Here is a 23,707-nt window from a genome sequence, read left to right as displayed (position 1 = left end):
TCCCCCTCTATTATTGAAAATCGGCTTTTTGCTCTTCCAGGTGTTGCGGTGTTGTTTCGAACATTGTATCGATCAAGCCTGCTACAGTCATTTTCTCAACTGCTTCAGCTTTTTTGATGTGCTCATTTACAGTTGCTTTTGCTTCTTCTTTCACACGGTTTGTGTCTTCTTCCGACCACAAGCCTTTTTTCTCCAAATATTTGCCAAAGCGAACGAGCGGATCTTTCAAAGCCCATTCCGCTTCTTCTTCTTTAGTCCGATATTTAGTTGCGTCATCCGCCATGGAGTGTGGACGGAAACGGTAAGTGATCATTTCAATCAAAGTTGCACCTTCGCCATTGCGTCCGCGCTCAGCAGCTTCTTGAACAGCTTTAATTACAGCAAGCACGTCCATTCCGTCTACTTGAATACCTTTGATACCAGCAGCAACCGCTTTGTGTGCAATTGACAATGCGCCTGTTTGCTTAGCGAATGGTGTAGTAATCGCATATCCGTTGTTTTGAACGGCATAAATAACAGGAAGCTTATAAGCACCCGCAAAGTTCATGCCTTCATAGAAATCGCCTTCTGAAGAGCCGCCGTCACCTGTATAAGTGATTGCAACACGTTTTTCGTTCTTTTTCTTAAATGCCATTGCAACGCCTGTAGCATGCAAAATTTGTGCGCCGATAATAATTTGCGGCATAAGCACGTGTACGTCTTGCGGAATTTGTCCGCCTGCTTGATGACCACGGGAGTAAAGGAATGCTTGGTAAAGCGGCAATCCGTGCCATACGATTTGTGGCATATCACGGTAGCCTGGGCAAATGAAATCATCTTTATTAAGAGCGTACTCACTGCCGATCATCGATGCTTCTTGACCAGATACTGGCGCGTAGAAGCCGAGTCTTCCTTGGCGTCCAAGGTTAACAGCACGCTCATCCCACGTACGGGTAAATACCATGCGGTACATTACTTCTTTTAATTGTTCGTCGGTTAGTGCCGGCAATAAATCAGGATTAACAACTTCACCGTCAAGAGTTAAGACGGATAGCGGTGTTACCGGTTCCGTTTGAACCTCGTATGGTAATTTGCTCATTTTGAACGCTCACCTCAATTGAAATATTTGAAAAACATTTACCTCTGTTATAGAATTATTATAAACCTGTTTAGCGAATATGGTCAAAGCAAAAAACAAAAAAACCGTTGTTTTTTCGCCGATTCTCATCTTTATCTGATAAATTGTATATGCTACAGACTCATTTTTCCACTATAACAGCATAATACAACAACGGAATGAAATGAGATATACAGGATTGCCTTACTATTGTTTACCCACAACAGTCCCATTCCATTCAGTTATTACAAACGATAGGAGATAAAGATATGACAGATGAAAGATATTTGAAACGCACTATTGTGAAAGAAACGGTGACTAGCCGTTTGCTTCCGGAGCAATCGCGAAATTTACGCATTTTTTTGCCGCCTGGTTATAATGAAGTACTTAGTTATCCTGTAGTCTATTGCCAGGACGGTGAAGATTTTTTCAATTTCGGACGAATTGCTACAACCGCAACACGTCTAATTTTAGACGAGGGCTTGGAGCCTTTTATTATAGTAGGAGTCGATGTCGACAAAAAGTTGAGAACTGCGGAGTACACACCTGATGGTGATCGATTTATGGCTTACACCAAATTTTTCGCAGAAGAGCTTGTACCATTCGTAGAGGAACGATACTCCGTCCGGCAGGAGCCTGAACATCGATTGCTTGCAGGTGACTCTCTTGGAGGATCGGTATCGCTGCATTTAGCACTTTTGTACCCACAATTATTTACTCGCGTCATGTCACTATCGGGTGCTTATTACGGCATTTCTCAAAATATAATTTCAGAAGCAATCGATTTAAGCTGGCTCACCATTTATATGATTGTCGGATTGCAAGAGGATGCCTATGAGACTGATCGCGGTGTATTTGATTTTGTTGCGCTGAATCGGAATGCAAAGGCGCTGCTGGAGCTGAAGAATGCGAATATTTTTTATGAAGAAAAGGATGGCAAGCATCAATGGGGCTTCTGGCAGAAGGAAATGGATAAGGCTCTCTCCTATTTCATTGAAGTAGAATAAGAAATAAAAAATAGCTGACCTAGAAACTCATTTGAGCTACTGGGATCAGCTATTTTTTGTATTCTGCTTAAGCTTGCTTTAAATCCGTTTGAATTTTCTCTAACAAAGCTTTACAGCCATTGTCCATCAGTTCATATACATACGTAAAATTACCATCATAATAAGGATCAGGCACGTCCTTGATGCCCTCGTTCGGAAGCAGCTCCATAAACGTAAATAATTGCTTACGACCAGCCTCGCTCTCAGCCGCCTTCAAGCCTGACTCGTCCAGAAGCTTCTTTACATCTCGAAGATTATTGGAATCCATGCATACGATATAATTAAACACATTGAAATCCTCAGCTGTTACTAAACGCGCCTTCATACCCTCATACGAAATGAGGTGTTGATCCAGCTGTTTTCGAGTGCCTTCATGCGGGGGGTGCCCAAGATGCCAATCGCCTGTTCCTGCCGAATCCACTTCAATCTGTTCGGACAAGCCAGCTAGCTGCACCTGGTGGCGCATAACTGCTTCAGCCATTGGAGACCTGCATATATTGCCTAAACATACGAATAATACACTTGCTTTCATTACATCTCTCCTTTCTTCTGCCCATGAGCCGCAGCGATTCCAAGCGAACGACGCGGAAGCTTCCATTTGAAATAAACAGACTGCATCCGAAAACTAATAATAACAACAAACAACAATAATAACTCAATCGTCGACTTAAACCAACCCATACCAATGGCAAGACCTGCAAGCATCGCCCATACGGCTTAGATTTCATCCTTTAGAACAAGTGGTTTGCGGCCCGCAAGCACATCGCGAATAATACCGCCCCCAATTCCGGTCAACATAGCAGCTACGAGGACTATTTTCAGCAAATTCCTTTGACTCCACAGCGAGGTGACTGGTTTTCCAATGAATAGGTTTCGCACAACCCCTCCACCAAAAGCACTCACCTATCCAAGAACGAAAACACCTAAAATATCGTACTCTTCCTCCATTGCTACAATGTCGCCGCTGACGGCAAATGAAATTGTGCCTATGTTGATCAGTATTCCGAAAACATCCATGTCTACCACGGCTCTTGCTCCTCGCTTCCCGTTCCTTGTATCAATTACTAACCTTGATATTGTCTTTCCCATTTTAGCTGGGGGGGATCAGGTTTCGCAACGACAATTTTCGCGGTATAGTAGAGCATGAAAAACACATAAATTCATTTCCTCTAGTTTTTATCTAACAGGAAGCTTTATACTTGTAAAAGTTACATATGATCTTCAATCAGAAAGGATAATTTCATTATGCAGCCTCGTATTATCATCTGCACAGGCGGCCAGCTTGGCGCTTGGGCACTTGAACATATTTCATCAAATGATTTACTCATAGGCGCAGACAGCGGCGCTCGTTTTCTTCTAGCACACGGATTGAAACCAGACATCGCAATCGGCGATTTCGATTCCGTTTCTGAGGAAGAAATGCTGTCCATCCAAAGCAGCAGCGGTCAAACCATCGCTTGCGACCCCATAGATAAAGATTATACGGATACGGAAATGGCTGTTCGACTTGCACTTGATATGCAGCCTTCTGAAATCGTTCTGCTGGGAGCGCTTGGCACAAGGTTCGATCATTCGCTTGCCAATGTTCACTTACTGGCGCTTGCGATCAAACAAAACGTTCGTGCAACTATAATTGACGATCATAATAAAATAACACTCATCGCGGATAATTTAACGCTCAACACGCAGCATTATCCAAACGTTTCCCTGCTTCCGCTAACCATGCATGTAAAAGGGATTACGCTGACTGGCTTCCAATACCCGCTGACCAATGCGGAATTAACAATTGGACAATCTCTTGGCATTAGCAATGTATTGGTTGCTGCAGAAGGCAAAATTCGTGTGAGTGAAGGGCTGTTGTTGGTGATCCAAAGTCGGGATTAACCCCTTGCCCCTATTAGGGGATTAAAACCAACCTTTAAAGGCTTTCGAACCCACCTAAGCCCTCCCTTCCAAGGGAGGGCCCCAAGGGTTGCACCCTCTGGGACACGCTTTAATGATTTTCGAACCCACCCAAACCCTCCCTTCCAAGGGAGGGCCCCGAGGGTTGCACCCTCTGGACACCCGCAATTGAAGTAACGTTGGAGTTTCAGTATAGGCTCAACAGTTTAGCTAGAGCATGGAGCGCTTTCGTCCCTCTGGGTCACGCTTTAATGTCTTTCGAACCCACCCAAACCCTCCTTTCCAAGGGAGGGCTCCAAGGGTTGCACCTTCTGGACACCTGCAATTGAAGTAACGATGGAGTTTTAGTATAGGCTCAACAGTTTAGCTAGAGCATGGAGCGCTTTCGTCCCTCTGGGACACGCTTTAATGCGAGAAGGAATAGTTTGTTTAAAACATATTCGGTTGCCATGGAAATTTGGGCGAGATAGCAGCAGATTGGTTGGATTAATTTCACTTTCTGAAAATAATTCGAGATAATTGGCATGAATGCTCAGTTTAGTTGGATGTTTTGAAACTAATGAGCTATTTCGGCGAGAAATATCGGTAATAATGGGGGTTAGTTTCAATTTGTGAAACTAACCCTTTCCTATTGGGTGCCACGTACTTTTTAGTATCAATATTTGATACTAATTTCAATATTTATCCTCAAAGCAGCTAAGCAGCTAATTCAGCACCAGTATTTATTAATAGCGAGTGATGATTTACTGCTACTTTAATAAATATCCTCCTCCGGTGTTATTATCGAAAGGCCCTCCACATGTTTACGACTCATAAGCTTACGTGCTTTTCTGTTTTGCTTGGTTTCAAATACAATATCCATATCATATTGCTCATCCGGGTACAGCTTTGTTTTAGCGATATATAATTTAATTCGTTTCTGATTGAAGGTTAATTTCTGACCCTGCACCTGAACAATTACATTTCCTCGCTCGTCAGCAGTTCGAAACACAACTCCAATTCGCTTCAACGGGAATATCCATACAGCATCCCCCTTTTCAAAGGGTTTGGATTTGGGAGGCTTATCTTTAGACTCAATATGTGATCCTTCATTTTGAGCTTTAACTGTAGATTCAGCCTTTAATTCTCTTCCTTCATCTATTGATTTCATAGTTAACAGCTCATTATCCAATGAGCTAAGCGCACTCTCACGCTTTCGCACTAGCAATTGCTCCGCACGCTGCATGACAACTTCCGGCAATCCGTATCTTCGTGCAATTGCAAATGCATGGCTGTCTCCTGCCTCTCCGATTTCCAGCACATAAAGAGGCTTTAGCGTATCGGCATCAAAAGACATTTTCGCGTTTTGACAGCCGGTTGTTTGTGAGGCGAAGGTTTTGATTTCATTAAAATGTGTCGTGGCCGCTGTTAACGCTCCCAGACTGAGGAGCTGTTCCAGCAGCGCAATGGATAATGCAATTCCTTCCGATGGGTCGGTGCCTGCTGCCAATTCATCGAGCAATAATAATGCACGTGGACCCGCGTTTTCAAGCATATCCTTCAGCACAGTCACGTGAGAGGAAAAAGTGCTGAGAGATTGCTCCAAGCTTTGCCCATCTCCTACATCCGCGATAACATGCTTGAATACTCCAATCACACTGCCTTTCTCCGCCGGTACTAGCAAACCGGACTGGACCATTAGTACAAACAATCCGATTGTTTTTAAAGCAACAGTCTTGCCTCCCGTATTGGGACCGGTTATGATCAGCTGCTTCCATTCGAAACCAAGCTCAACATTAAGCGGTACACTGTTTTGCCCTAGCAGAGGATGTCTTGCATGAACAAGCCGAATGACGGGTTTGGCTGACAGCTCTATTCTTTTCCCGCCGAAGGAATGTGAAAGCTTCGCTCTCGCAGTAATGAAATCGAATGCAGCCATTACTTCTACATTCCGATGCAGCTCGTATGAGTATGATTCAGCGAGCTCTGATAATCGAGCTAATATGATCGTGCGTTCACGCTCCTCCTCTGCTTTCCATAATTGCAGTTCTGACTGAAGCTCTGATACATCAACAGGTTCAACAAATAAAGTTTGACCGCTTGCGGATTCATCCCATACTGTTCCGGGGACTTGCTTCCGCAGCTCTTTCTTTACAGCGATAACGAATCGGTCCCGTCTTTTGCTAATGACCGGGTCTTGAAGCGAAGTACGATACTTGTGAAGGGAATGCTCCATTTTTTTCTGAATTTTGTCCTCAGCAGCATAAATATGTCTACGAATAGATGCAAGGTCAGCGCTTGCTTGATCGGTCAATTGCCCATATCGCAAACAACGATTCAACTCCTCGCGCAGATTGGGACAGTCGAACATGGACTCTGCATATGCAGTAATGGTAGGAGCGATATGCTGCTTGCTGTGCATATATTTTTTCATTTGCACGACTGAGGCAAGCCACACCGAAAGCTGCTCCAATTCCACTTCATTGTAAATTCTCCCCTTGCCAAGAAGTGCTAGAAAAGGCTCGATCCCATCCATAGCCGAAATCGGTATGCTTGCTCCGCTTGCGAGCAAATCAACTGCTTCTTCTGTTTCAATGAGCCAAGCTTCAACCTGTCGATGATCCATGCTGGGTTCCAGCTTATTCGCTAACAAGCGTCCAGCGGGGGATAAGGTTAAGCTGATTAGGCTGGCTTTGATCTTGTCGTACTCTAATCTTCTTCTTGATGCTTCATTCATTTTTTAACAGCCTCCTCCTATTTTCTTCTGTAACATAAGCTGAGATTTTCGGTAAAAGCTTGTGAACAAACTGCATACATCTTCCTGCCTTTCATCAACAAAATTGAAGAGCTAATCCAGTAAATAGGCATAAAAAAAAACAGGAACAGAACGCGGGCGCGTTCCATTCCTGTCGTGATCGACATAAGCTCCAATCCCCATTTTCGCGTTTAGTAAACACAAAAATGAATATAAAAAAACCGTGCTGCGAGAGCACGGTGATTGGGCCGCTGTCGAATTGCATTCAGGCGGAAATCCTCATGTCCAGAACTCTTGGCGTCAGATCACGAAACAAAGCCTTGCCGCAAGGTGCTTTTTGCACCGAGCTGGATCGCAAGACCAGCGTTAATCTGACCATATCCAATTTATGAGTTAAGGACACCAGCAAACATCAAAATTTCCCCTTTAAATGATTCATTAGTCAATATCTGGTTTTACCCTTTAAATGTACAAAAAGTACAACTGCTTTGTCAAGCCTAATTAGATAGCCATTAACCATTAAATAGTAATAGTCATGCCTGTCTTTGCGAAATGCATATTTTCCGGTAATTCATATCTTTTATTTAAATCGATATCATGCGACATATGAGTAAGAAAAATTTGTTTAGGTCTCCATTTTTCTGTCAGTGCGATCGCTTCCTTCACATCATATACGGATCGTGTTTCATAAGCGAACGGCTCCTCATAGAAACTTGTTCCAAGCACAAGCAGATCAAGCTCATAAAGCGGCTTCTGCTGCTGCTCCGTCAAGCCGATTGAATCCGAGCAATATGCCCACTTATATCCACTTTCCGTATGCTCAAAGTGAAATGCATAAGCATAACCATTCTTGCCATGATGGACACGCCAGCTGAAAGCACGCCATTTCCCAAGCATAATGGGCTGGTCAAAGGAGTGAAATTCGATTTGGTTGCTGAGCCAAGGGAATCGATCTAAAATTTCTTGAATAACCTCAGAAGGGGCATATGCCCTGCCCTTCTTCCGGAGCCAGCGGCAAGCATCCGCCCATTCTACCAAGCCACCGATATGATCAAAATGCGCATGTGTAATGAGCAGCGTATCGACTGTTCGAAGCGCTGCTGCTTCCATTTGCTTCGCCCAATCTGTACCGCAGTCGATCCATATGACACCTGTCTCTGGATCATCTATTTGTACAGAGGATCGAAGCCTGCGATTTACACCAGCAGACCTTGCTTCTTCACATACGGCGCACTCACAATAAACACGGGGAACCCCCATGGAGTCACCCGTTCCTCTGAATATAAGACTGGTCATAGAGGCAGCAGCTCAATGCTCTCTAAAGCGCGGATTTTCTCGATCATACGGGTCCATTCCTTCGGCTTATTCGTTAGAAACGCATAGTAGCCCTCCAAGAATTCAGCTACAAGCGAAGCATCAATCGTCGATTGATTCTCATCAGCCGGCAGAAATCCTAGATCTAGCTCGGATACGGCCATACCTTCTAAATCCCATGACGGATGAACATAGGCAAGATTTAAACGTTTGTAGCCAATATGCGACAGCACCTCGCGGCGTACAATAGGGTTCATAGGTGAAACACCGCCGAATGTATGCTCCGCTGCACGGTATGGATCATAGATTTCTGCAAACATGCCGAGCGATTCCGTTCCAGACTGCTCAGCCAGCTTTTGAAGATCACGCTCGCGATTCCTCAGCAGAAATCTTCCGATTCCAAGTGATGGCTTGCCGATTATAGTGAAATCCGTCATTGCTACTTGAAGTTTGGGATAATAACGATATTCTGTAGAACCGACAACTTCACCATTATGTATAGCTACATACACATGTATTGAAGGATCTAATAATGGTTCCTTCCATAGCTCGTATGCTAACACTTCCTCAGGAGGAAAAATAGTTTGAAGCTGTTTATGCAAGGCAGCAAAAAAAGGGTCCTCTATTGAATGAATACGATGATAAATCAACATAATGACATTCTCCTTTATTTAAATGGGTTTCGCCATTCCATTAGCACAGCAGAGTGAAGAGATTGCTCGTCTTCTAAATAGTGATGAGCGATCCCGATCGGCATACGACCGCAGTTCAGAAGAAACGTAATAACGGGGTCCTTCCATTCGCCTTGCAGCACCTTCTCCAGGTAAGCTTCCGGTGTTGCCTCGTGCGCATGCAAATGATAGCCGGGCATCCTTCCTCCGCCAAGCAATCTGCTTAGACCAAGCTCGACAACCGTTTCGTACATGCTCTGCATAAGCCATTTGCCTATCCCAGAGCCCCGGTACTCCGGTATAACACAAATATCAACTACATATAACGTATTTCCGTTTCCGTTATGATTGCGTATATAGCCGCTGTCCGTGATCGTCTCCCAGTTATGCGCATGTCCATAATCATCCATATTTACAATTAGGCTTGTCATCGAACCGATTATGCGGCCATCAACCTCCGCACATAAAGCTCCATCTGGAAATCTCGTGACATGCTGGAGAAGCTGCTCTTCGTTCCACCAAAGCTCCTCTGGAAACGGCGGTGGAAAGCTTACCCTCTGCACGTCAATTAAAGCTTGAAAGTCAGCTTTCTCATAACGCCGGATGATCGTCCTTTGAGGCTTGCCATCAACAAACAAATAAAGTTCTTTCCTCATCATCGACCGCCTCTCTGCACATTCCTTGGCCATAATAAGCAGATTCAGCTCCAGTCTGGATACAAATCCGTTCGACGATCGCGCCAGGTCGTAACCGAGCCCTTTGCTCTTACTTCTTCCAGCAGAGCTAGGTCCAGATCCGCAACAACGAGCATATCGTCATTTATTATGCCTTCACTCAAAATACCTGCTGGAGGAAATGGAATATCATTAGGTGAAATAATGGCTGCTTGACCAAAGTTTGAACGCATGAAATCAACCTTGCGTAGGGAACCTACTGTCCCCGTTGTTACGATATACACTTGATTCTCAACTGCTCTTGCATGGCAGCAGTATCTCACGCGATAGAAGCCATGTCGGTCATCCGTACACGAAGGACAAAAGATGACGTCTGCTCCCTTCGCACGGGCCATCCGAACGATTTCTGGAAATTCAATATCATAGCAGGTTAACATCGCGATTGTACCATATGCAGTCTTGAATACTTCCAGCCCATCGCCCGGCGACATGTTCCAGTCCCCGACTTCAACTGGCGTTAAATGAATTTTATGCTGCACATCAACTTTGCCATCGGGATGGAAAAGATGCGCAGCATTTCGAAGCTTACCATCGGCAATTTCAAGCACATGTGTGCCGCCTATAATATATACATCATACTCTGCAGCTAAGGAGCGAAATAATTGAATATAATCCGTTGTAAAATCAGGCAATCGCTCGATCGGAAGAGCTTTGCCTGTCTCATCCCCGATTGAGAGCAGCTGCGTAGTGAAAAACTCAGGAAACAAAACAAATTGTACCCCATACTCAGAGGCATTACGCACATAATGCGTGACTTGCTCGGCAAATTGCTCAAAAGAGCTAATGTCCGCTAGCTCATATTGAACAGCAGCCGTACGAAACTTCATACGCATAAACCCCCATTTATATATTATTGCTTACGCTGCTTGAATTGAAGCGTGATGGTCGTTCCGAGGTCAGGCAAACTAAATACATCTACTTTCCCCTCATGCAAATCCACAATCCGCTTCGCTATAGACAAACCGAGTCCTACTCCGCCAGTTGTTCGGCTTCTCGCTCCGTCAACACGGTAAAATCGTTCAAACAAATGAGGGATTTCATTCTCGGGAATGCCCATTCCTTTGTCCTTGACCTCGATCTTGACAATATGCCGAACAAGCGTAATCGTCACATCAATCGGGTCCTTCGAATATTTAATAGCATTATCCAGCAAAATGACTAAGAGCTGCCTTATTTTATCCTTATCGCCAACCATTCGTACAACCTTTGACATTGCCTTTACCCGTATAGGGCGTTCAAATGTAGTTTGCAGCATAGTTGCCAGCTCATCTACTACCTGAACCACATCGAACAGCTCTTGTCTCAGCCAATCCTCTTGCTCGGCTTCAGCCAGCATGAGCATAGACTTCGTCAAGTTTTGCAAACGATGTGATTCCTTATCAATCGCTTCGATAGCCTCATTACGCAGACTTTCGTCATCACGTCCCCATCGCTTCAGCATCCCCGCATAACTGCTAATGACGGTCAATGGTGTCTTCAACTCGTGGGAGGCATCTGCAACAAATTGCTTTTGCTTCGCGAAAGTGCGGTCGAGACGTTCAATCATTTGATTGAATGCTCGAACAAGCTGCTGCAGCTCTGCAGATTCCTCGCGGCTATGCAGCTCTATTTGTCTCAGCTTTCCGCTCCTGTCAATCTCACGCATCGTATTGACCATCTGCTGAATCGGAGCGGTTAACCTGGACGTGAACCAATACGTACCAAATATCGCAAACAAAATAGCCCCACCGGTTGTCACGCTCAGAGCCGCAACAAGCACTTGCAAGTAATTATCCAATTCATCCAGAATTCGATTCACTTCCAGCATCGCTATGACGCGGTTTCCTTCATATAAAGGCACACGCATATACAAGATGCGCTCCCCGCTTTGCGAGATCATTCCTGTATGATGCTGAACCTCAAAGGTTGCAGGCAGCTTCTGGAGAAGCGGATCAGAACCCGTTATATTTACGACTCTATTATTGGGAGCAATAATTCGAATCATTTCATTCACATTATAATATTCATTTAGCAAGTCTGGTGAGTTCAAACCTCGTCCGCTCTGGATACGAGGGTTATCAAGCATCAGATTCACTTTGTTGGATATGACTTCTTCTTCACTTTTAGTCGTAATCTTGATCACATAGAAATAAACAAAAATATTAAACAAAATAAGAATGAATATTAACCAAAAAATGGTGAAAAGAGTAAACCTTTTGCGCAGTGTCATGCGTCAGGCTCCTTTACCATATAGCCTACGCCGCGAACCGTATGAATAAGCTTATGGCGATAGCCTTTGTCGAGCTTTTGCCGCAAATAACGAATATATACATCAACGAGATTTGTTTCACCTATAAAATCATAGCCCCAAACTTCCGACAAAATATCTTCACGAGACTTCTCTACATTTTTGTTCTCAACAAGATAGACAAGCAGCTCAAATTCACGCGGCGTCAATTCAATTACGATATCTTTGCGGAATACTTTACGCGTCCGCAGCTCAATCGTAAGATCGCCAACTTTAACGATATCAGAACCTTCAGCCTCACGGGGATGCTTTTGGAATATTCGCAAAATGTTGCGTACGCGAGCAAGCAGCTCCTCCATAGCAAAAGGTTTTGTAATATAATCATTAGCGCCGTGCTCAAATCCGCTTACCTTATCAGGAACGGTATCTCGAGCCGTCAATAATATTATGGGGACGGGATTGCCAGCTTGACGGAGCAGCCTCAGTACTTCTATGCCGCTCATTTCAGGCAGCATGACATCTAGCAGCACGAGATCCCACTCACCAGTTGAAGCCATCTCATAGCCTGTACGACCGTCTGCAGCCGTACCTACTGTATAACCTTCATGCTCAAGCTCAAGCTGCAATATTCTGGATATTCCTTTTTCGTCTTCTACGACTAGAATATGTTCTTTCATCTTAGAGGTTCACCTGCTTCCGAATTTCATTTATCTCTTTAATCCTATTTAATCATAGCGTTAATTTGAAAGGTTAGATTTATTTTCATCATAATGAGTCTGATGCTCAAATGCAAGCAAGCCGATCTACAGAGACGTAGATCGGCGGCTGCACTAATCAAAGCATGAAACGTTTTGAACTAGCTTTGCATGGACCAAGCTTCTACATCCCATATTTTCGTAACCCAATCCTCGTAGAAATCCGGTTCGTGAGATACAAGTACAACGGTACCTTTAAAGGCTTGCAGCGCACGCTTCAGCTCTGCCTTTGCTACCACATCCAAATGGTTGGTCGGCTCATCGAACAGAATCCAGTTGCTCTCACGCATCATCAGCTTGCAAAGACGAACCTTAGCCTGTTCTCCACCGCTTAATTGATTAAGAGCACGAGTAATATGCTCGTTCTTCAAGCCACAGCGCGCAAGCGCGGCTCTTACTTCATGTTGATTCATAAAGGAAAACTCATCCCATACATCTTCAAGCGGTGTCATCGTTGGCGCTTTGGCTTCCTGCTCGAAATAAGCGGGGCTCAAGTAGTCTCCCCGATAGGTGTTGCCGTCAAGCGGCGGAATCACACCGAGAATCGTCTTTAACAGCGTTGATTTACCTACGCCATTGCAGCCAACGATTGCAATCTTGTCTCCACGCTCAATAAGCACATCCATCTTAGGCAATAGCGGCTTGTTATAGCCAATGACCATGCCGTCCGCCTCGAATACAGTCTTGCCGCTCGTTCTCGATTCCTTAAAGTTAAAGGTAGGCTTAGCAGCCTCCTCCGGCTTTTCGATACGGTCAATGCGATCCAGCTGCTTCTCACGGCTTTTGGCACGGCCTGAGGTTGAAGCACGCGCTTTATTCCGAGAGATAAAGTCTTCTTGCTTCTTAATATAATCCTTTTGCTTCTCGTAGGCATCGATATGTTGGCTTTTGTTCAAATCGGCCATTTCCAGAAATTTCTCATAATTTGCAGAATAACGTGTAAGCTTCGTAAATTCCAAATGATAGATTACATCTACAATCTGATTCATAAAAGCTGTTTCATGTGATATTAGAACAAAAGCGTGTGGATAATTTTTCAAATAATTCGTCAGCCAGTTCACATGCTCTTCATCTAAATAGTTCGTAGGCTCATCAAGCAGCAGTACGCTAGGCTTCTCCAGCAGCAGCTTCGCAAGCAGCACCTTCGTCCGCTGTCCACCGCTTAACGCGGTTACGTCACGATCAAGCCCAATCGCGCTAAGACCTAAACCATTAGCCATTTCATCTACTTTAACGTCAATTAAATAAAAATCGCCTATCTCGAGCTCTTCTTGAATTTCACCCATTCGAATGAGCAGTTGATCAAGGTCTGCGTCTTCTTCACCCATCTGAGCAGCAATATCATTCAGCTCCTGCTCCAAAACAAGCAATGGCAAAAAGGCGTCCTTTAATACATCGCGAATCGTTTTTCCCGCTTCCAGCTTCGTATGCTGATCTAAATAGCCGTAACGAACGCGCGGCGTCCATTCAACCTTTCCCTCATCCTTCAATAGCTTGCCTGTTAATATATTCATTAGTGTGGATTTGCCAGTACCATTAGCTCCAACAAGTCCAACATGCTCACCTGCTAATAACCGAAAAGATACATTTTTGAAAAGTACGCGATCACCAAACGTATGTGATAAACTCTCTACTGTTAACAAACTCATTTCTTTTTATCTCCATTCATATATATACAATAATAACGGAATACGAAATTTCTCGTTTTTACCCGTATTATTGTACCACACTGAACGTCATATTGTGCTAATTTCATTGTTCAGCATTGTAAAAACAGGCTTTAAGGCACGTTGAAGCCTTCTGGAAAGTCGAGCATCGTCCGTAATGGAGCGTCCACCCCATAGCAAATTTAGCATCATATCCGGTGAAAATAATGGAATTACAGCATCAGGTATCGCTGGGAATAAGCTCAACCATTCATTCCGGCCTCGAAATCTGATGTCCTTATTGGCAATCCAGCTCATTGCTGCACCGTTCTTGAGCAGCTCAACCTTTATTTTTTCAAGTTTTCTCAAATCACTTGCTTGCCACTTCGCTACCGAGGGATCCGCTACAACGAATACAAATCGCGATTGCAGTAATTGACGAAGAGCCTGAGGCTCTTCCCACTTTCCTGAAAGATCAATTACTTGAACCATTCCATTAATTAGTCGGACCATTTGTTCATATTTCTGTTCTTGATTTGCTTCGTTGGCCATTTCATGCGGTTTGAGCGCCAGCCAATTCGATTTGCTATTATCGTCCTTGTAATGATCGTAACGCTCATCTATTACCGTTGCTGAATATGGATTAACGACAGCCCTCTTCGTATGCTGAGGAAGCCAGGCATGCCATTCAGGACGAAGTCCCGCATATTCAATTGCAGTAACGGGTACGTCTTGCTTGCTTAACAAAGCAGCCACCGAAAGCGCCAAGAAGGTAGCACCTGAACCTGGTGACAACGACAGAAAGCATACACGGATTTGATGGGATGAATGCAGCTGAGGAGTCTTTAACTGAGTCATCGAAGCATGTTTGTCCTCAGCTGAATGAACGAAGCTTTGCAAGACAGAATCCACCTCCAGCATAGAGCGATAGCGGTACTGCGGATTTGTTTGGAGCATGCGCTCAAGTGCAAGGATGAACGGCTTAGGGACGACTCGCTGCAAAGCTTTAAGAGATTGGTTAGCAGCACCAATTGTCTCATTTGGTCGATAAACTTCTCCGCCGCTTGCTAAATAATAAAGCAAGGCGCCTAGTCCATAGACGTCCGTTCTCTCGTCGCTTTGTCCCCCGCCAGCCTGTTCCGGTGCGGCGTAGCCCACCGTCCCAAGCTGAACGGTATCCTGCTGCTGTCCCTCTTTGAACTGTCTGGATATTCCAAAGTCAATCAACTTGACATGGCCCATATGATCAATCATCACGTTGGATGGCTTCAAATCACGATGAATAATAGGCGGAATCTGGCTGTGCAAATAAATGAGAGCAGAGCAAAGCTGTCTAGCGACCGTTATCATTTCGGGAAAGCTAATGCCCATGCTTCTACTCTCTATCCATTCTTTTAGCGTAAGCCCATTGATATAATCCATTACTAGAACCTCGAAGCTTCCTTCGGAGGGTGGAAAGTAATCAACTATTAATGGCAAATGAGGATGGTTCAGCTTTATTAATGTAGAAGCCTCATCATTATATCTTCCGCTTCTGTCTGGCAATGGAACCGTTACCTTCATTGCTCTTAGTGTTCCCTCCAGCTTCAAGTCCTCGACAGCATAAACAACGCTCATTCCACCGTTTCCCAGCAGCCCTGCAATACGGTAGCGATCGTTATACACCTCGCCTTTCCGAAAAGGAGTAAATGACAAATGTGATGCTTCCATATTATTTCCCCCTACAATATCCTCGTTAACATCCCAATGAACAGAAAAAAGCATCCTGATTCCGCTTGTAAAAAACAAGAAGAATCAGGATGCTTTCCCGAAAAATATGTTATTAGTGAAACTTTAGCACAAGAGCGGCTGTTTCATCAACCATTATTATTAAAATACTCGTTTTTGGGATTTAAGCAGCTCTGCTAAGAAAGCAAGCGCAAGTCCTTGACCCCAGCCTTGTACACGTTTATGTGCTACATCGCGATAACCTTGCAAATCATTCATGACAGCCGTACCAGCTGATACGTTCAGTACAGAGCCGTCTTCCGTAATTTGACTCAAGATGCCATCGATGGAACGTTGAATATATTTATTGTAGAGCGAACCGAAAGCGAACAAACCAGTTGCAATGCCGGCTGAGCCCGAAGTCTCATAATAAGAGGTATCATCATTCAGAACCGTATGCCACAGCCCATTATCCGCTTGCAATCGGACTAGTGTGCTAAGCTGATCACGCATCGATCCTTCTATGATCATAAATGCGGGATGCTGCACAGCGATATGCGGCAAAGCCTTTGCCATTGTGAGCGCAGCCCATGAATTTCCACGCGCCCAGAAGATGGAGGACATATGATTCTGAGCAATATTATCCCAGCCATGATAATACAGGTTCGTTACTGGATCCTGTAAGAAATTCTCATGTCCGTGATACTGCTTTATGCCATCCTCTAAATAATCGTTGCGGTCCAGCAAATGTCCCATACGAACGAGGAAATAGCCAGCCATCATCATCGTATCCACCCAAGCTTGCTCTGGGAAATTATACGTTTCGGAATTCACAGTATGCTGGAATATCCCATCTGCGAAACGTACAGCATCATGCTTTAAGTACTCCGCCATTTGAATAGCAACATCTAAATATTTCTGGTCATTGGTAGCTTTATAGAGCGAGATCAGTGAATGTCCAATCGATACCCCATTAACGGATAGCTTAGGCAGGCCATCCTCCAGCTTCTCATCTATCCATTCCTTAAGCAGATCAATATAGCGCTCATTGCCTGTCGCTTCATAAGCTTCAGCAACACCGTAGAAAGCGACACCGCCCGGCCAGTCCCAACTAAAGTCCATTCTAAATGTACGGTCAACAACACGATCGATTACGTCACGAATATGATTTTCGTCAAATTGAAGCTGCGGCATATCCAAATCCCTCTCCCTCTCTTTGCGATTCTACTATTTTAAACCACTAGTGCTAATTCCTTCAACAATATACTTCTGAAAAGCGAAAAATACACCCAGCACCGGAAGCAAGCTTACAATCGACATCGCGAACATGGCACCCCAGTTCGATACGGTATCACTGTCGAGGAACATCTTAAGTCCCATAGATACCGGGTACAAGCTTGGACGGTTCAAGTATAGCACCGGTCCGAGCAAGTCCTCCCACCGCCAGTAGAATGAGAAAATGGCAGCAGTAGCAAGTGCAGGCACGACCAATGGCAAAATGATTCTAAAAAATAAACGGAATTTTCCGCATCCGTCAATCGTAGCTGCCTCATCAAGCTCTGAAGGGATCGTTCTAATAAACTGAATAAGCAGGAAAATGAAAAATGGGATTCCAAAATATTGCGGAATAACGATAGGCTTAATGGAATTAAGCCAGTGAAGCTTAGCGAACAAAATATATTGCGGAACAAGCACCACATCATGCGGTAGCATGAGTGTAACCATCATAATCCCAAACCAAAACGTTTTGCCCTTGAAATTCAGCCTTGCAAATCCAAAAGCGATGAAAGCTGAAGATAATACCGCTCCGATGGTTGCGATAACGACGATTTCAAGAGAATTCATAATAAAGTGACCAAAGGATTGACCTGCAATTCCAATCCAGCCGATTTTATAATTTTCCCAAACCCAAGGCTGAGGAATAAGGGAATCTGCTGTTGCGAATATAAGATTGCTCTGCTTGAAGGAACTCATTAACAGCCACAATACAGGATAAACCATTCCTATTGCGAGTATAGTAACAAAGGTATGGTAAATCGGCCACTTCAGCTTTTTCATTACCATAATTAATGGCCACCTTTCGACTCGTAATGAACCCATTTCTTAGATGTTGCAAATAGAATGCCTGTTAAAATGGCGACAATGATGAGCATGACCCAAGCCATTGCAGAGGCGTAGCCCATATTGAAATATACGAAGGCTTGCCGGAACAAGTAGAGTGAATAAAGAAGTGTACCGTCTAATGGACCGCCCTCACCCTTGGAAATGATATACGCCGGAACGAAGGTCATAAATGCGCCGATCGTCTGCATGATGGTGTTGAACAAAATAATCGGACTTAGCATCGGCAGCGTAATTTTGAAAAAACGAACGACGGGACCGGCACCATCAACATTGGAAGCTTCATATAATTCAGGCGGAATGTTTTTGAGTCCAGCTAGAAAAATGAGCATTGAAGAACCAAACTGCCAAACAGATAAAGTAATGAGCATCCAAAGCGCGGCTGCAGGTTCTGCAAACCATCTCACGCTATCTAAACCGAGTGCATTCAGAAAAATGTTTATAACTCCTTGATCACCATACAGATTGCGCCACATAATTGAAACTGCAACGCTCCCGCCGATAATGGAAGGAAGATAATAAACGGTCCGATATAACCCGATTGCTTTCGAAGCTGTATTTAAGATCATGGCAATAAACAAGGCAAATGCTAAACGAAGCGGTACACCGATGAATACATACAAAAATGTTACTTTTAGAGAAGTTCCAAACTTGGAATCACTGGTGAACATTGACGTGTAATTTTCCATCCCAATTAAGGAAGGAGTCGATAATAAATCATAATCCGTAATCGAAAAATATAAGGATGCTATCGCAGGTACTAAGGTGAACAATAAAAACCCGATAACAAAAGGCCCGATAAACGTATAACCAATCAAGTTATTTTTAAGTGATTGCGATTTCATCTTATCCAACTCCTATACGAAGTCTTACTTTCCAGGAATGAAAGAGCGATGGCCGATCTAAGGACCAGCCATCGCATCTGCTTAAACAATGTTACTTGTTTTTCTTAAGAATGGAGGTAGCTTCGTCTCTAAATTTCTTAGCTGCGTCTTCAGGCTTAATTTTGTTGTAGTTCATTTGTTCTGCAAGGCTAGTCAATGATTTGAACACTTCAGCTGAACCAATCGGATCTGGTGGATCCATTGGGGAGCTGTTCGTTTCAGCCCATGCAACATAGTCATATACTTGAACTTGAGCTTCTGTGGAAACTTCTTTTAATGCTTCTTTAACTTTAGAGGAAACCGGAACACCCCGATCACCTAGAATCAATTTGTTAGCTTCAATATCGTTAACGAAGAAGCTGATAAATTTAGCTGCCTCTTCTTTTACTTTGGAATGCTCAGAAACAGAGAAGAACATACTTGGCTTCAAGAACAAGCCTTTTGTCATATTCGGACCAACCATTGGAGCGAGTGCAAGCGGACGGTTTGCAACCTGCTGCAAGCCCACATATTGGTTGGACCATTGCCATACGCCGATACCTTGATTTAATACAAGATGGCTGTCTTCAGCGCCTTTAATTTGTGCAAGTACGTCTGGTGAAGGTACTGCGCCATCAATAACTAATTTGGACAGCATACCGAAGAAATCTGTAAATAATTGATCGTCTTCATAACCAAGTCCAGTGCCTTCAGCATTGAACAACGTTTTATCATGAGTACGCAAGTAATATCCGAAGAACACTTCCGCACGCATACCGCTATCGAAGAATAGGCCTGCTGCTTTTGCTTTAGCTGCCATCGCTACATAATCATCCCACGTCCAATTTTCTGGAATGGAGTCGATACCTGCTTTTTTCAGAAGAGCTGGATCATAGTTTAGTCCAAGCGCGTTTACACCAAGGTTGATACCATACAGCTTGTCGCCCATTTTACCGCCGTCGATCGCATTTTGTGCGATATCAGATACGTCAATTTGGTTATTTAAGTAAGGAGTCAGATCAGCCAGCTGATTTCTGCCGGCATATTGGGAGTAGTTCTGAGTATCGATTTGGATAATATCCGGAAGCTCGTTAGCTGCTGCTTGAGGAGCAAGCTTCTTCCAGTAATCATCATAGTTCGCATATTCCATTTCAATCGTTACGTTTGGATTTTTCTCTTTGTACATTTCAATAACCTTCATCGTGTAATCATGGCGCGGCTGTCCACCCCACCATGCGATGCGAAGCGTTACCGGTTTAGCTTCCGCTGGTTTTTCTGTAACTTCTGTACCGGTGTTCGAATTGTTAGGTGTGTTAGTAGCCTTGTCGCTGCTGTTAGAATTCCCGCTTCCGCAAGCGCTTACGAGAACAAGTGCAAAAGCCATGAGCATCAAAAGCATTTTCTTTGGTGCTTTCATTTGTTACGCCCCTTCCAGACTCTTTAATGTTGTTTACAAGGTTTATTATAAGATGGATGTCGAAATGTCGGAATTAAAAAAACCGCTTTCTTTGTTAAAAAAACAGAGGTCGCCATTATGGCGACCTTTTGTATTCGGAGGGCGTAAAGCCCGTATATTTCTTGAATACCTGGCTGAAGTATTGCGGATTATCTCCGAATCCGAGCCTCTCGGCAAGCTCGAACACCTTTACATCACCTGTCTTCTCGATTTCCTCCATCGCTTTTTCCATACGAAGCTTTACAACATAATTAGAAAACTTTTCTCCCGTTTCCTTCTTGAACAGCTTACCTAAATAATCAGCATTCATATATAGGATTTCACTTGCCACCCAGTTGAGCGATAAGTCCGGATTAGAAATATGCTCTTTGATTATTCCAATCATTTTATGTATGATGCATGAATGCTTTTTCGTTTGCATTTGGTAATTATTCAAACAAATCTGCTGCGCATTTTCTGTCACGAACTGCTCTATTGTACGTAGAGTATGAAATTGATCGAAGCTGGCGATTTTCTTTAAATAATCATTTATTTCATCTGGCTTTCCTTGCCTGACAATGGATACATAAAGCGGAATTACATAGGATTTGCTCAAATGAGTATCCATGCGGCTGTCAGCCAGCATTTCGAAATAGTTCCTCAGCTCGGCGCCGACATATTCCCAATCTCCTGATTTGACGTGCATGCAGATCGGTTCTTCATCATAGATAAAGGGCTTAACTATACCAACTTCATCATGCTCGATGTCCTTTTTCGTAATGATGCTGCCTTCGCCTAAATAAAATTGATAGTTCAAGCATTCCAACGTTTCTCGGTACATTTTGCGTGCATGAATAATCTGTCCGGCATCGCTAACGGCAACAGTCGCATCCAGCTTATAATAGGAGGTAAACGTATTTTTAATTTCTTTCAGCTGCGTGAATAATGATTCGGTTTCTGTCTCCTGTGTATCCTTAATGAGCAGCAGCACATGCTTTCCAATCGTTGTGCTAAGCAGCATAATCGATTGCCCCAGCACGTCCTCTGCTATATTCTTAATAGCAAACATATGCTCAAACTCAAACTTCCCTTCAAGCTGAAACAAGAGAAGACGAATTTTATCATTATCGATCGTAATCCGGAAAAGCCGGCCATAATCGTCCCAATCCCGCTGCCCGTAAGTCTTATTCGTTACAAGCTCCTTGAGAAATTGTTCCTTCGCATGAGGCAATACCTTTGACAATTCCTTCTGCATATTATGCATGAAGGTCTCTTGCGAATGACGTTTCTCCAGCTCTTCAATAACTTCGCTCATCGCTTCCGTAATGGAATTTTCGTTGCAAGGCTTTAGCAAATAATGCTTCACGCCAAATTGCATCGCAGTTCGCGCATAATCAAACTCACTGAAGCCAGACAACAGAATAAATGATATATGCGGATATTTCTCATATACCTTCTCGACTAGCTGCAGACCGTTCATACCAGGCATCTTAATATCGGAAATAACGATATCCGGCATATCTCTCTCGATCATAGATAGCGCTTCCAAGCCATGCCTGGCTGTACCAATCAACTCGGTATTATACGCATTCCAGTTTACCGTGCGCGATATGCCCTCCACGATTATTTTCTCATCATCAACTAACAGCACTTTATACATGGATATCCCTCATTTCATAAGGAAGCATCAACGTGACCTTCGTTCCTTTGTTTGGTTCGCTCTCAACCATCAATCCGTAGGCCTCGCCATAAAGGAGCTTAATGCGATCCTCTATATTTTTTAATCCTAGACCAGAGCCTTTCGTCTTCACTTCACCATTCAATAATTGAACAACCATTTGCTGTTCCATGCCTGGTCCATTGTCTTCGACAGAAACGAACAATAGATCATCCTTAATATAAGAATGAATTTTTATCGTGCAGGTGTCAATCATTTGCTCAAGGCCATAATTAATAGCGTTCTCAACAAGAGGCTGCAAGGAAAGCTTAGGAATGCTGCAAAAAAGCACTTTATCCGGCACATCAAGTTGGAAATCGAGCCGTTCATCAAAACGGAATTTTTGTATCGTCACATAATGGCTAATAATGTCCAGCTCTTTGCCAAGTGGAATGAGCGGCTCCTTCAAGTTAATCGATGTCCGGAGCAAAGAACCTAGCGCTTCAACCATTTGAGAAATTCGGGTTTGATTGCTGAGCTTTGCTGTCCAGTTAATCGATTCCAATGTATTGTACAAAAAATGAGGATTAATCTGCGCTTGTAGCGCTTTGAATTCGGTATCGCGAATCGTTAACTGCTTGACGTAATTTTCATGGATTAGCTCATTGATCCGCTCCACCATAATGCGGAAATTACGATGCATCTGGCCAACTTCATCCATGGCTAACGCACGCTCGTTAGGCTCCTCAATATATTCGAAATGGCCAAGCTGAACGCGTTTCATTTTTGAATTCAATCGTTCAATCGGCTCTGTTATTCCATTCGCGAATGAAACTGTAATGAGTAGAATCGAAACGAACAACACAATGAAAATAATAAGAATCGTTTTTTTCACTTTCTCGATTCGTTGAAAAATCTCATCAAACGGGATCAAGGTATAGTACGTCCATTCCATTTTTGGAGAAGCCATAAACGTAACGAAATATTGCTTTCCCTCCGATCGGATGATCTTGTACCCTTCATCACCCTTCAGCTCGGCAAGACGATCAATCGGAAACTCAGACGCTTCAGGGTAAACAGATTGCTTATTTTTCATGATGATCAGCTTTGCGTCATTACTGTTCATTCCTTTGGCGAAATCACTGAACAGCTTCTTCATATCAATACGTATGGCTAAGGTACCGATATAGTCGAGATTAAGCTTCTCGAAGGAGCGCACCTCCCGCGCAGCGATCAAGGAGTTATCCGTCGTATCCGGCGCAATCCACGAATTACCGCCTTTATTTACACTCGTTAACAGCTTGTATTCATTTAACCGCCCTTGATTGACTGTTACCGAGTTTGCGCCCACCGCATATTCATTGTTGTTTACATCGTAAAGCTGAGTAGACAATACATATTTATCAAGTGCTCCGATATTAACCATTCTCTCTCGTACCGTCAGTTGCACCACATAGTTGTCATAATCGGATAAACCGCTTTTGATCGATCTTAAATAATGCTGAATCGTCGAATCGGTCGCGATCATGAATGAAAGCTTCTCCATCTTCATCAATTCATTCTCTATACTGAGCGAGGACAAGCTGAGCGCTTTGGAGGATTGCTCGTAAATTTCCCGGTCATAGAAATCGAATATATACTGCTGCACAATAACGCCCAGCAAAGCAATAACAAGCATAATGATTGAAATGAGTACGAACATTTTGTGTTTGATGCGCAAATTCGTATAAAGCGCTTTCATTTTAAGCATTGCATATGCCCCCATCTCTGAAAAGAGAGCCCTTTCTAATTAGAAAGGG

General features: G+C 43.7%; 19 protein-coding genes and 1 pseudogene. 2 read left to right on the top strand and 18 right to left on the bottom strand.

All coding sequences use genetic code 11. From position 1 onward, the window contains the following. Positions 1-10: 10 nt before the first annotated feature. On the bottom strand, positions 11-1,078 hold the full coding sequence (gene pdhA / locus CEF13_RS13350) for a pyruvate dehydrogenase (acetyl-transferring) E1 component subunit alpha (RefSeq protein WP_102711143.1): 1,068 nt from the start codon (positions 1,076-1,078) through the stop codon (positions 11-13). A gap of 287 nt (positions 1,079-1,365) precedes the next feature. On the opposite strand from pdhA, the gene CEF13_RS13345 reads away from it, so the two are divergent. After that, on the top strand, positions 1,366-2,103 hold the full coding sequence (locus CEF13_RS13345) for an alpha/beta hydrolase (RefSeq protein WP_102711142.1): 738 nt from the start codon (positions 1,366-1,368) through the stop codon (positions 2,101-2,103). A gap of 67 nt (positions 2,104-2,170) precedes the next feature. Here CEF13_RS13345 and CEF13_RS13340 read toward each other — a convergent pair whose 3' ends face one another. Both CEF13_RS13340 and CEF13_RS13335 read right to left on the bottom strand, forming a co-directional pair. Then, on the bottom strand, positions 2,171-2,674 hold the full coding sequence (locus CEF13_RS13340; RefSeq protein WP_102711141.1) for a low molecular weight protein-tyrosine-phosphatase: 504 nt from the start codon (positions 2,672-2,674) through the stop codon (positions 2,171-2,173). Further along, positions 2,674-3,159 (bottom strand): annotated as a pseudogene (locus tag CEF13_RS13335) (trimeric intracellular cation channel family protein). Before CEF13_RS13335 ends, CEF13_RS13340 begins: the two are co-directional and overlap by 1 nt. Positions 3,160-3,387: 228 nt before the next feature. Here CEF13_RS13335 and CEF13_RS13330 point away from each other — a divergent pair. Continuing rightward, positions 3,388-4,026: a thiamine diphosphokinase gene (locus tag CEF13_RS13330; protein ID WP_102711140.1), complete on the top strand. Its 639-nt coding sequence runs from the start codon at positions 3,388-3,390 to the stop codon at positions 4,024-4,026. A gap of 772 nt (positions 4,027-4,798) precedes the next feature. Here CEF13_RS13330 and CEF13_RS13325 read toward each other — a convergent pair. The 15 genes from CEF13_RS13325 to CEF13_RS13255 form a co-directional block, all read right to left on the bottom strand. Further along, a complete protein-coding gene (locus tag CEF13_RS13325) occupies positions 4,799-6,760 on the bottom strand; it encodes an endonuclease MutS2 (protein ID WP_102711139.1) in 1,962 nt (653 codons plus the stop codon). Between the two features lie 537 nt (positions 6,761-7,297). Continuing rightward, on the bottom strand, positions 7,298-8,074 hold the full coding sequence (locus tag CEF13_RS13320) for an MBL fold metallo-hydrolase (RefSeq protein ID WP_102711138.1): 777 nt from the start codon (positions 8,072-8,074) through the stop codon (positions 7,298-7,300). Then, a complete protein-coding gene (locus CEF13_RS13315; RefSeq protein WP_102716371.1) occupies positions 8,071-8,742 on the bottom strand; it encodes a GNAT family acetyltransferase in 672 nt (223 codons plus the stop codon). Before CEF13_RS13315 ends, CEF13_RS13320 begins: the two co-directional genes overlap by 4 nt. Positions 8,743-8,759: 17 nt before the next feature. After that, complete coding sequence (locus CEF13_RS13310; RefSeq protein ID WP_102711137.1) at positions 8,760-9,422, bottom strand: GNAT family N-acetyltransferase; 663 nt, start codon at positions 9,420-9,422, stop codon at positions 8,760-8,762. 41 nt (positions 9,423-9,463) lie between these two features. Then, positions 9,464-10,324 (bottom strand): carbon-nitrogen hydrolase family protein, encoded by an 861-nt coding sequence (locus tag CEF13_RS13305; protein WP_102711136.1) that lies wholly within the window; start codon positions 10,322-10,324, stop codon positions 9,464-9,466. Positions 10,325-10,347: 23 nt separating this feature from the next. Continuing rightward, a complete protein-coding gene (locus CEF13_RS13300) occupies positions 10,348-11,706 on the bottom strand; it encodes a HAMP domain-containing sensor histidine kinase (RefSeq protein ID WP_102711135.1) in 1,359 nt (452 codons plus the stop codon). Then, the gene (locus CEF13_RS13295) at positions 11,703-12,401 is read right to left on the bottom strand and encodes a response regulator transcription factor (RefSeq protein ID WP_102711134.1); all 699 of its coding nucleotides are present in this window, start codon (positions 12,399-12,401) and stop codon (positions 11,703-11,705) included. Before CEF13_RS13295 ends, CEF13_RS13300 begins: the two co-directional genes overlap by 4 nt. Before the next feature lie 179 nt (positions 12,402-12,580). After that, positions 12,581-14,128 (bottom strand): ABC-F family ATP-binding cassette domain-containing protein, encoded by a 1,548-nt coding sequence (locus CEF13_RS13290; RefSeq protein WP_102711133.1) that lies wholly within the window; start codon positions 14,126-14,128, stop codon positions 12,581-12,583. Positions 14,129-14,215: 87 nt separating this feature from the next. Then, positions 14,216-15,835 (bottom strand): serine/threonine protein kinase, encoded by a 1,620-nt coding sequence (locus tag CEF13_RS13285; protein WP_166742780.1) that lies wholly within the window; start codon positions 15,833-15,835, stop codon positions 14,216-14,218. Positions 15,836-15,994: 159 nt separating this feature from the next. Beyond that, entirely contained in the window at positions 15,995-17,026 is a 1,032-nt protein-coding gene (locus tag CEF13_RS13280; protein ID WP_102711131.1) for a glycoside hydrolase family 88/105 protein, read from the bottom strand. A 33-nt stretch (positions 17,027-17,059) separates the two neighbouring features. Further along, entirely contained in the window at positions 17,060-17,896 is an 837-nt protein-coding gene (locus CEF13_RS13275; protein ID WP_102711130.1) for a carbohydrate ABC transporter permease, read from the bottom strand. A 2-nt stretch (positions 17,897-17,898) separates the two neighbouring features. Beyond that, complete coding sequence (locus CEF13_RS13270; protein ID WP_424991958.1) at positions 17,899-18,807, bottom strand: carbohydrate ABC transporter permease; 909 nt, start codon at positions 18,805-18,807, stop codon at positions 17,899-17,901. 82 nt (positions 18,808-18,889) lie between these two features. Further along, a complete protein-coding gene (locus tag CEF13_RS13265; RefSeq protein WP_243864452.1) occupies positions 18,890-20,233 on the bottom strand; it encodes an ABC transporter substrate-binding protein in 1,344 nt (447 codons plus the stop codon). A gap of 115 nt (positions 20,234-20,348) precedes the next feature. Continuing rightward, positions 20,349-21,911: a response regulator transcription factor gene (locus tag CEF13_RS13260; protein WP_102711128.1), complete on the bottom strand. Its 1,563-nt coding sequence runs from the start codon at positions 21,909-21,911 to the stop codon at positions 20,349-20,351. Then, positions 21,904-23,658: a sensor histidine kinase gene (locus tag CEF13_RS13255; protein WP_166742779.1), complete on the bottom strand. Its 1,755-nt coding sequence runs from the start codon at positions 23,656-23,658 to the stop codon at positions 21,904-21,906. Before CEF13_RS13255 ends, CEF13_RS13260 begins: the two co-directional genes overlap by 8 nt. Positions 23,659-23,707: the final 49 nt, after the last annotated feature.

Source organism: Paenibacillus castaneae, from assembly GCF_002884445.1.
Lineage (GTDB): Bacteria > Bacillota > Bacilli > Paenibacillales > Paenibacillaceae > Pristimantibacillus > Pristimantibacillus castaneae.
Note: the sequence above shows the minus strand (reverse complement) of the source record. Positions and strands in the feature narration are given on the sequence as shown.

Bases quoted from the DNA above. Each gene is read 5' to 3' on its own strand.
- CEF13_RS13305 (WP_102711136.1), bottom strand. From the start codon at position 10,324: ATGAAGTTTCGTACGGCTGCTGTTCAATATGAGCTAGCGGACATTAGC.
- CEF13_RS13325 (WP_102711139.1), bottom strand. From the start codon at position 6,760: ATGAATGAAGCATCAAGAAGAAGATTAGAGTACGACAAGATCAAAGCC.
- CEF13_RS13260 (WP_102711128.1), bottom strand. From the start codon at position 21,911: ATGTATAAAGTGCTGTTAGTTGATGATGAGAAAATAATCGTGGAGGGC.
- CEF13_RS13280 (WP_102711131.1), bottom strand. From the start codon at position 17,026: ATGCCGCAGCTTCAATTTGACGAAAATCATATTCGTGACGTAATCGAT.
- CEF13_RS13340 (WP_102711141.1), bottom strand. From the start codon at position 2,674: ATGAAAGCAAGTGTATTATTCGTATGTTTAGGCAATATATGCAGGTCT.
- CEF13_RS13285 (WP_166742780.1), bottom strand. From the start codon at position 15,835: ATGGAAGCATCACATTTGTCATTTACTCCTTTTCGGAAAGGCGAGGTG.
- CEF13_RS13275 (WP_102711130.1), bottom strand. From the start codon at position 17,896: ATGGTAATGAAAAAGCTGAAGTGGCCGATTTACCATACCTTTGTTACT.
- CEF13_RS13320 (WP_102711138.1), bottom strand. From the start codon at position 8,074: ATGACCAGTCTTATATTCAGAGGAACGGGTGACTCCATGGGGGTTCCC.
- CEF13_RS13265 (WP_243864452.1), bottom strand. From the start codon at position 20,233: ATGAAAGCACCAAAGAAAATGCTTTTGATGCTCATGGCTTTTGCACTT.
- pdhA (WP_102711143.1), bottom strand. From the start codon at position 1,078: ATGAGCAAATTACCATACGAGGTTCAAACGGAACCGGTAACACCGCTA.
- CEF13_RS13255 (WP_166742779.1), bottom strand. From the start codon at position 23,658: ATGCTTAAAATGAAAGCGCTTTATACGAATTTGCGCATCAAACACAAA.
- CEF13_RS13330 (WP_102711140.1), top strand. From the start codon at position 3,388: ATGCAGCCTCGTATTATCATCTGCACAGGCGGCCAGCTTGGCGCTTGG.
- CEF13_RS13290 (WP_102711133.1), bottom strand. From the start codon at position 14,128: ATGAGTTTGTTAACAGTAGAGAGTTTATCACATACGTTTGGTGATCGC.
- CEF13_RS13345 (WP_102711142.1), top strand. From the start codon at position 1,366: ATGACAGATGAAAGATATTTGAAACGCACTATTGTGAAAGAAACGGTG.
- CEF13_RS13295 (WP_102711134.1), bottom strand. From the start codon at position 12,401: ATGAAAGAACATATTCTAGTCGTAGAAGACGAAAAAGGAATATCCAGA.
- CEF13_RS13300 (WP_102711135.1), bottom strand. From the start codon at position 11,706: ATGACACTGCGCAAAAGGTTTACTCTTTTCACCATTTTTTGGTTAATA.
- CEF13_RS13310 (WP_102711137.1), bottom strand. From the start codon at position 9,422: ATGATGAGGAAAGAACTTTATTTGTTTGTTGATGGCAAGCCTCAAAGG.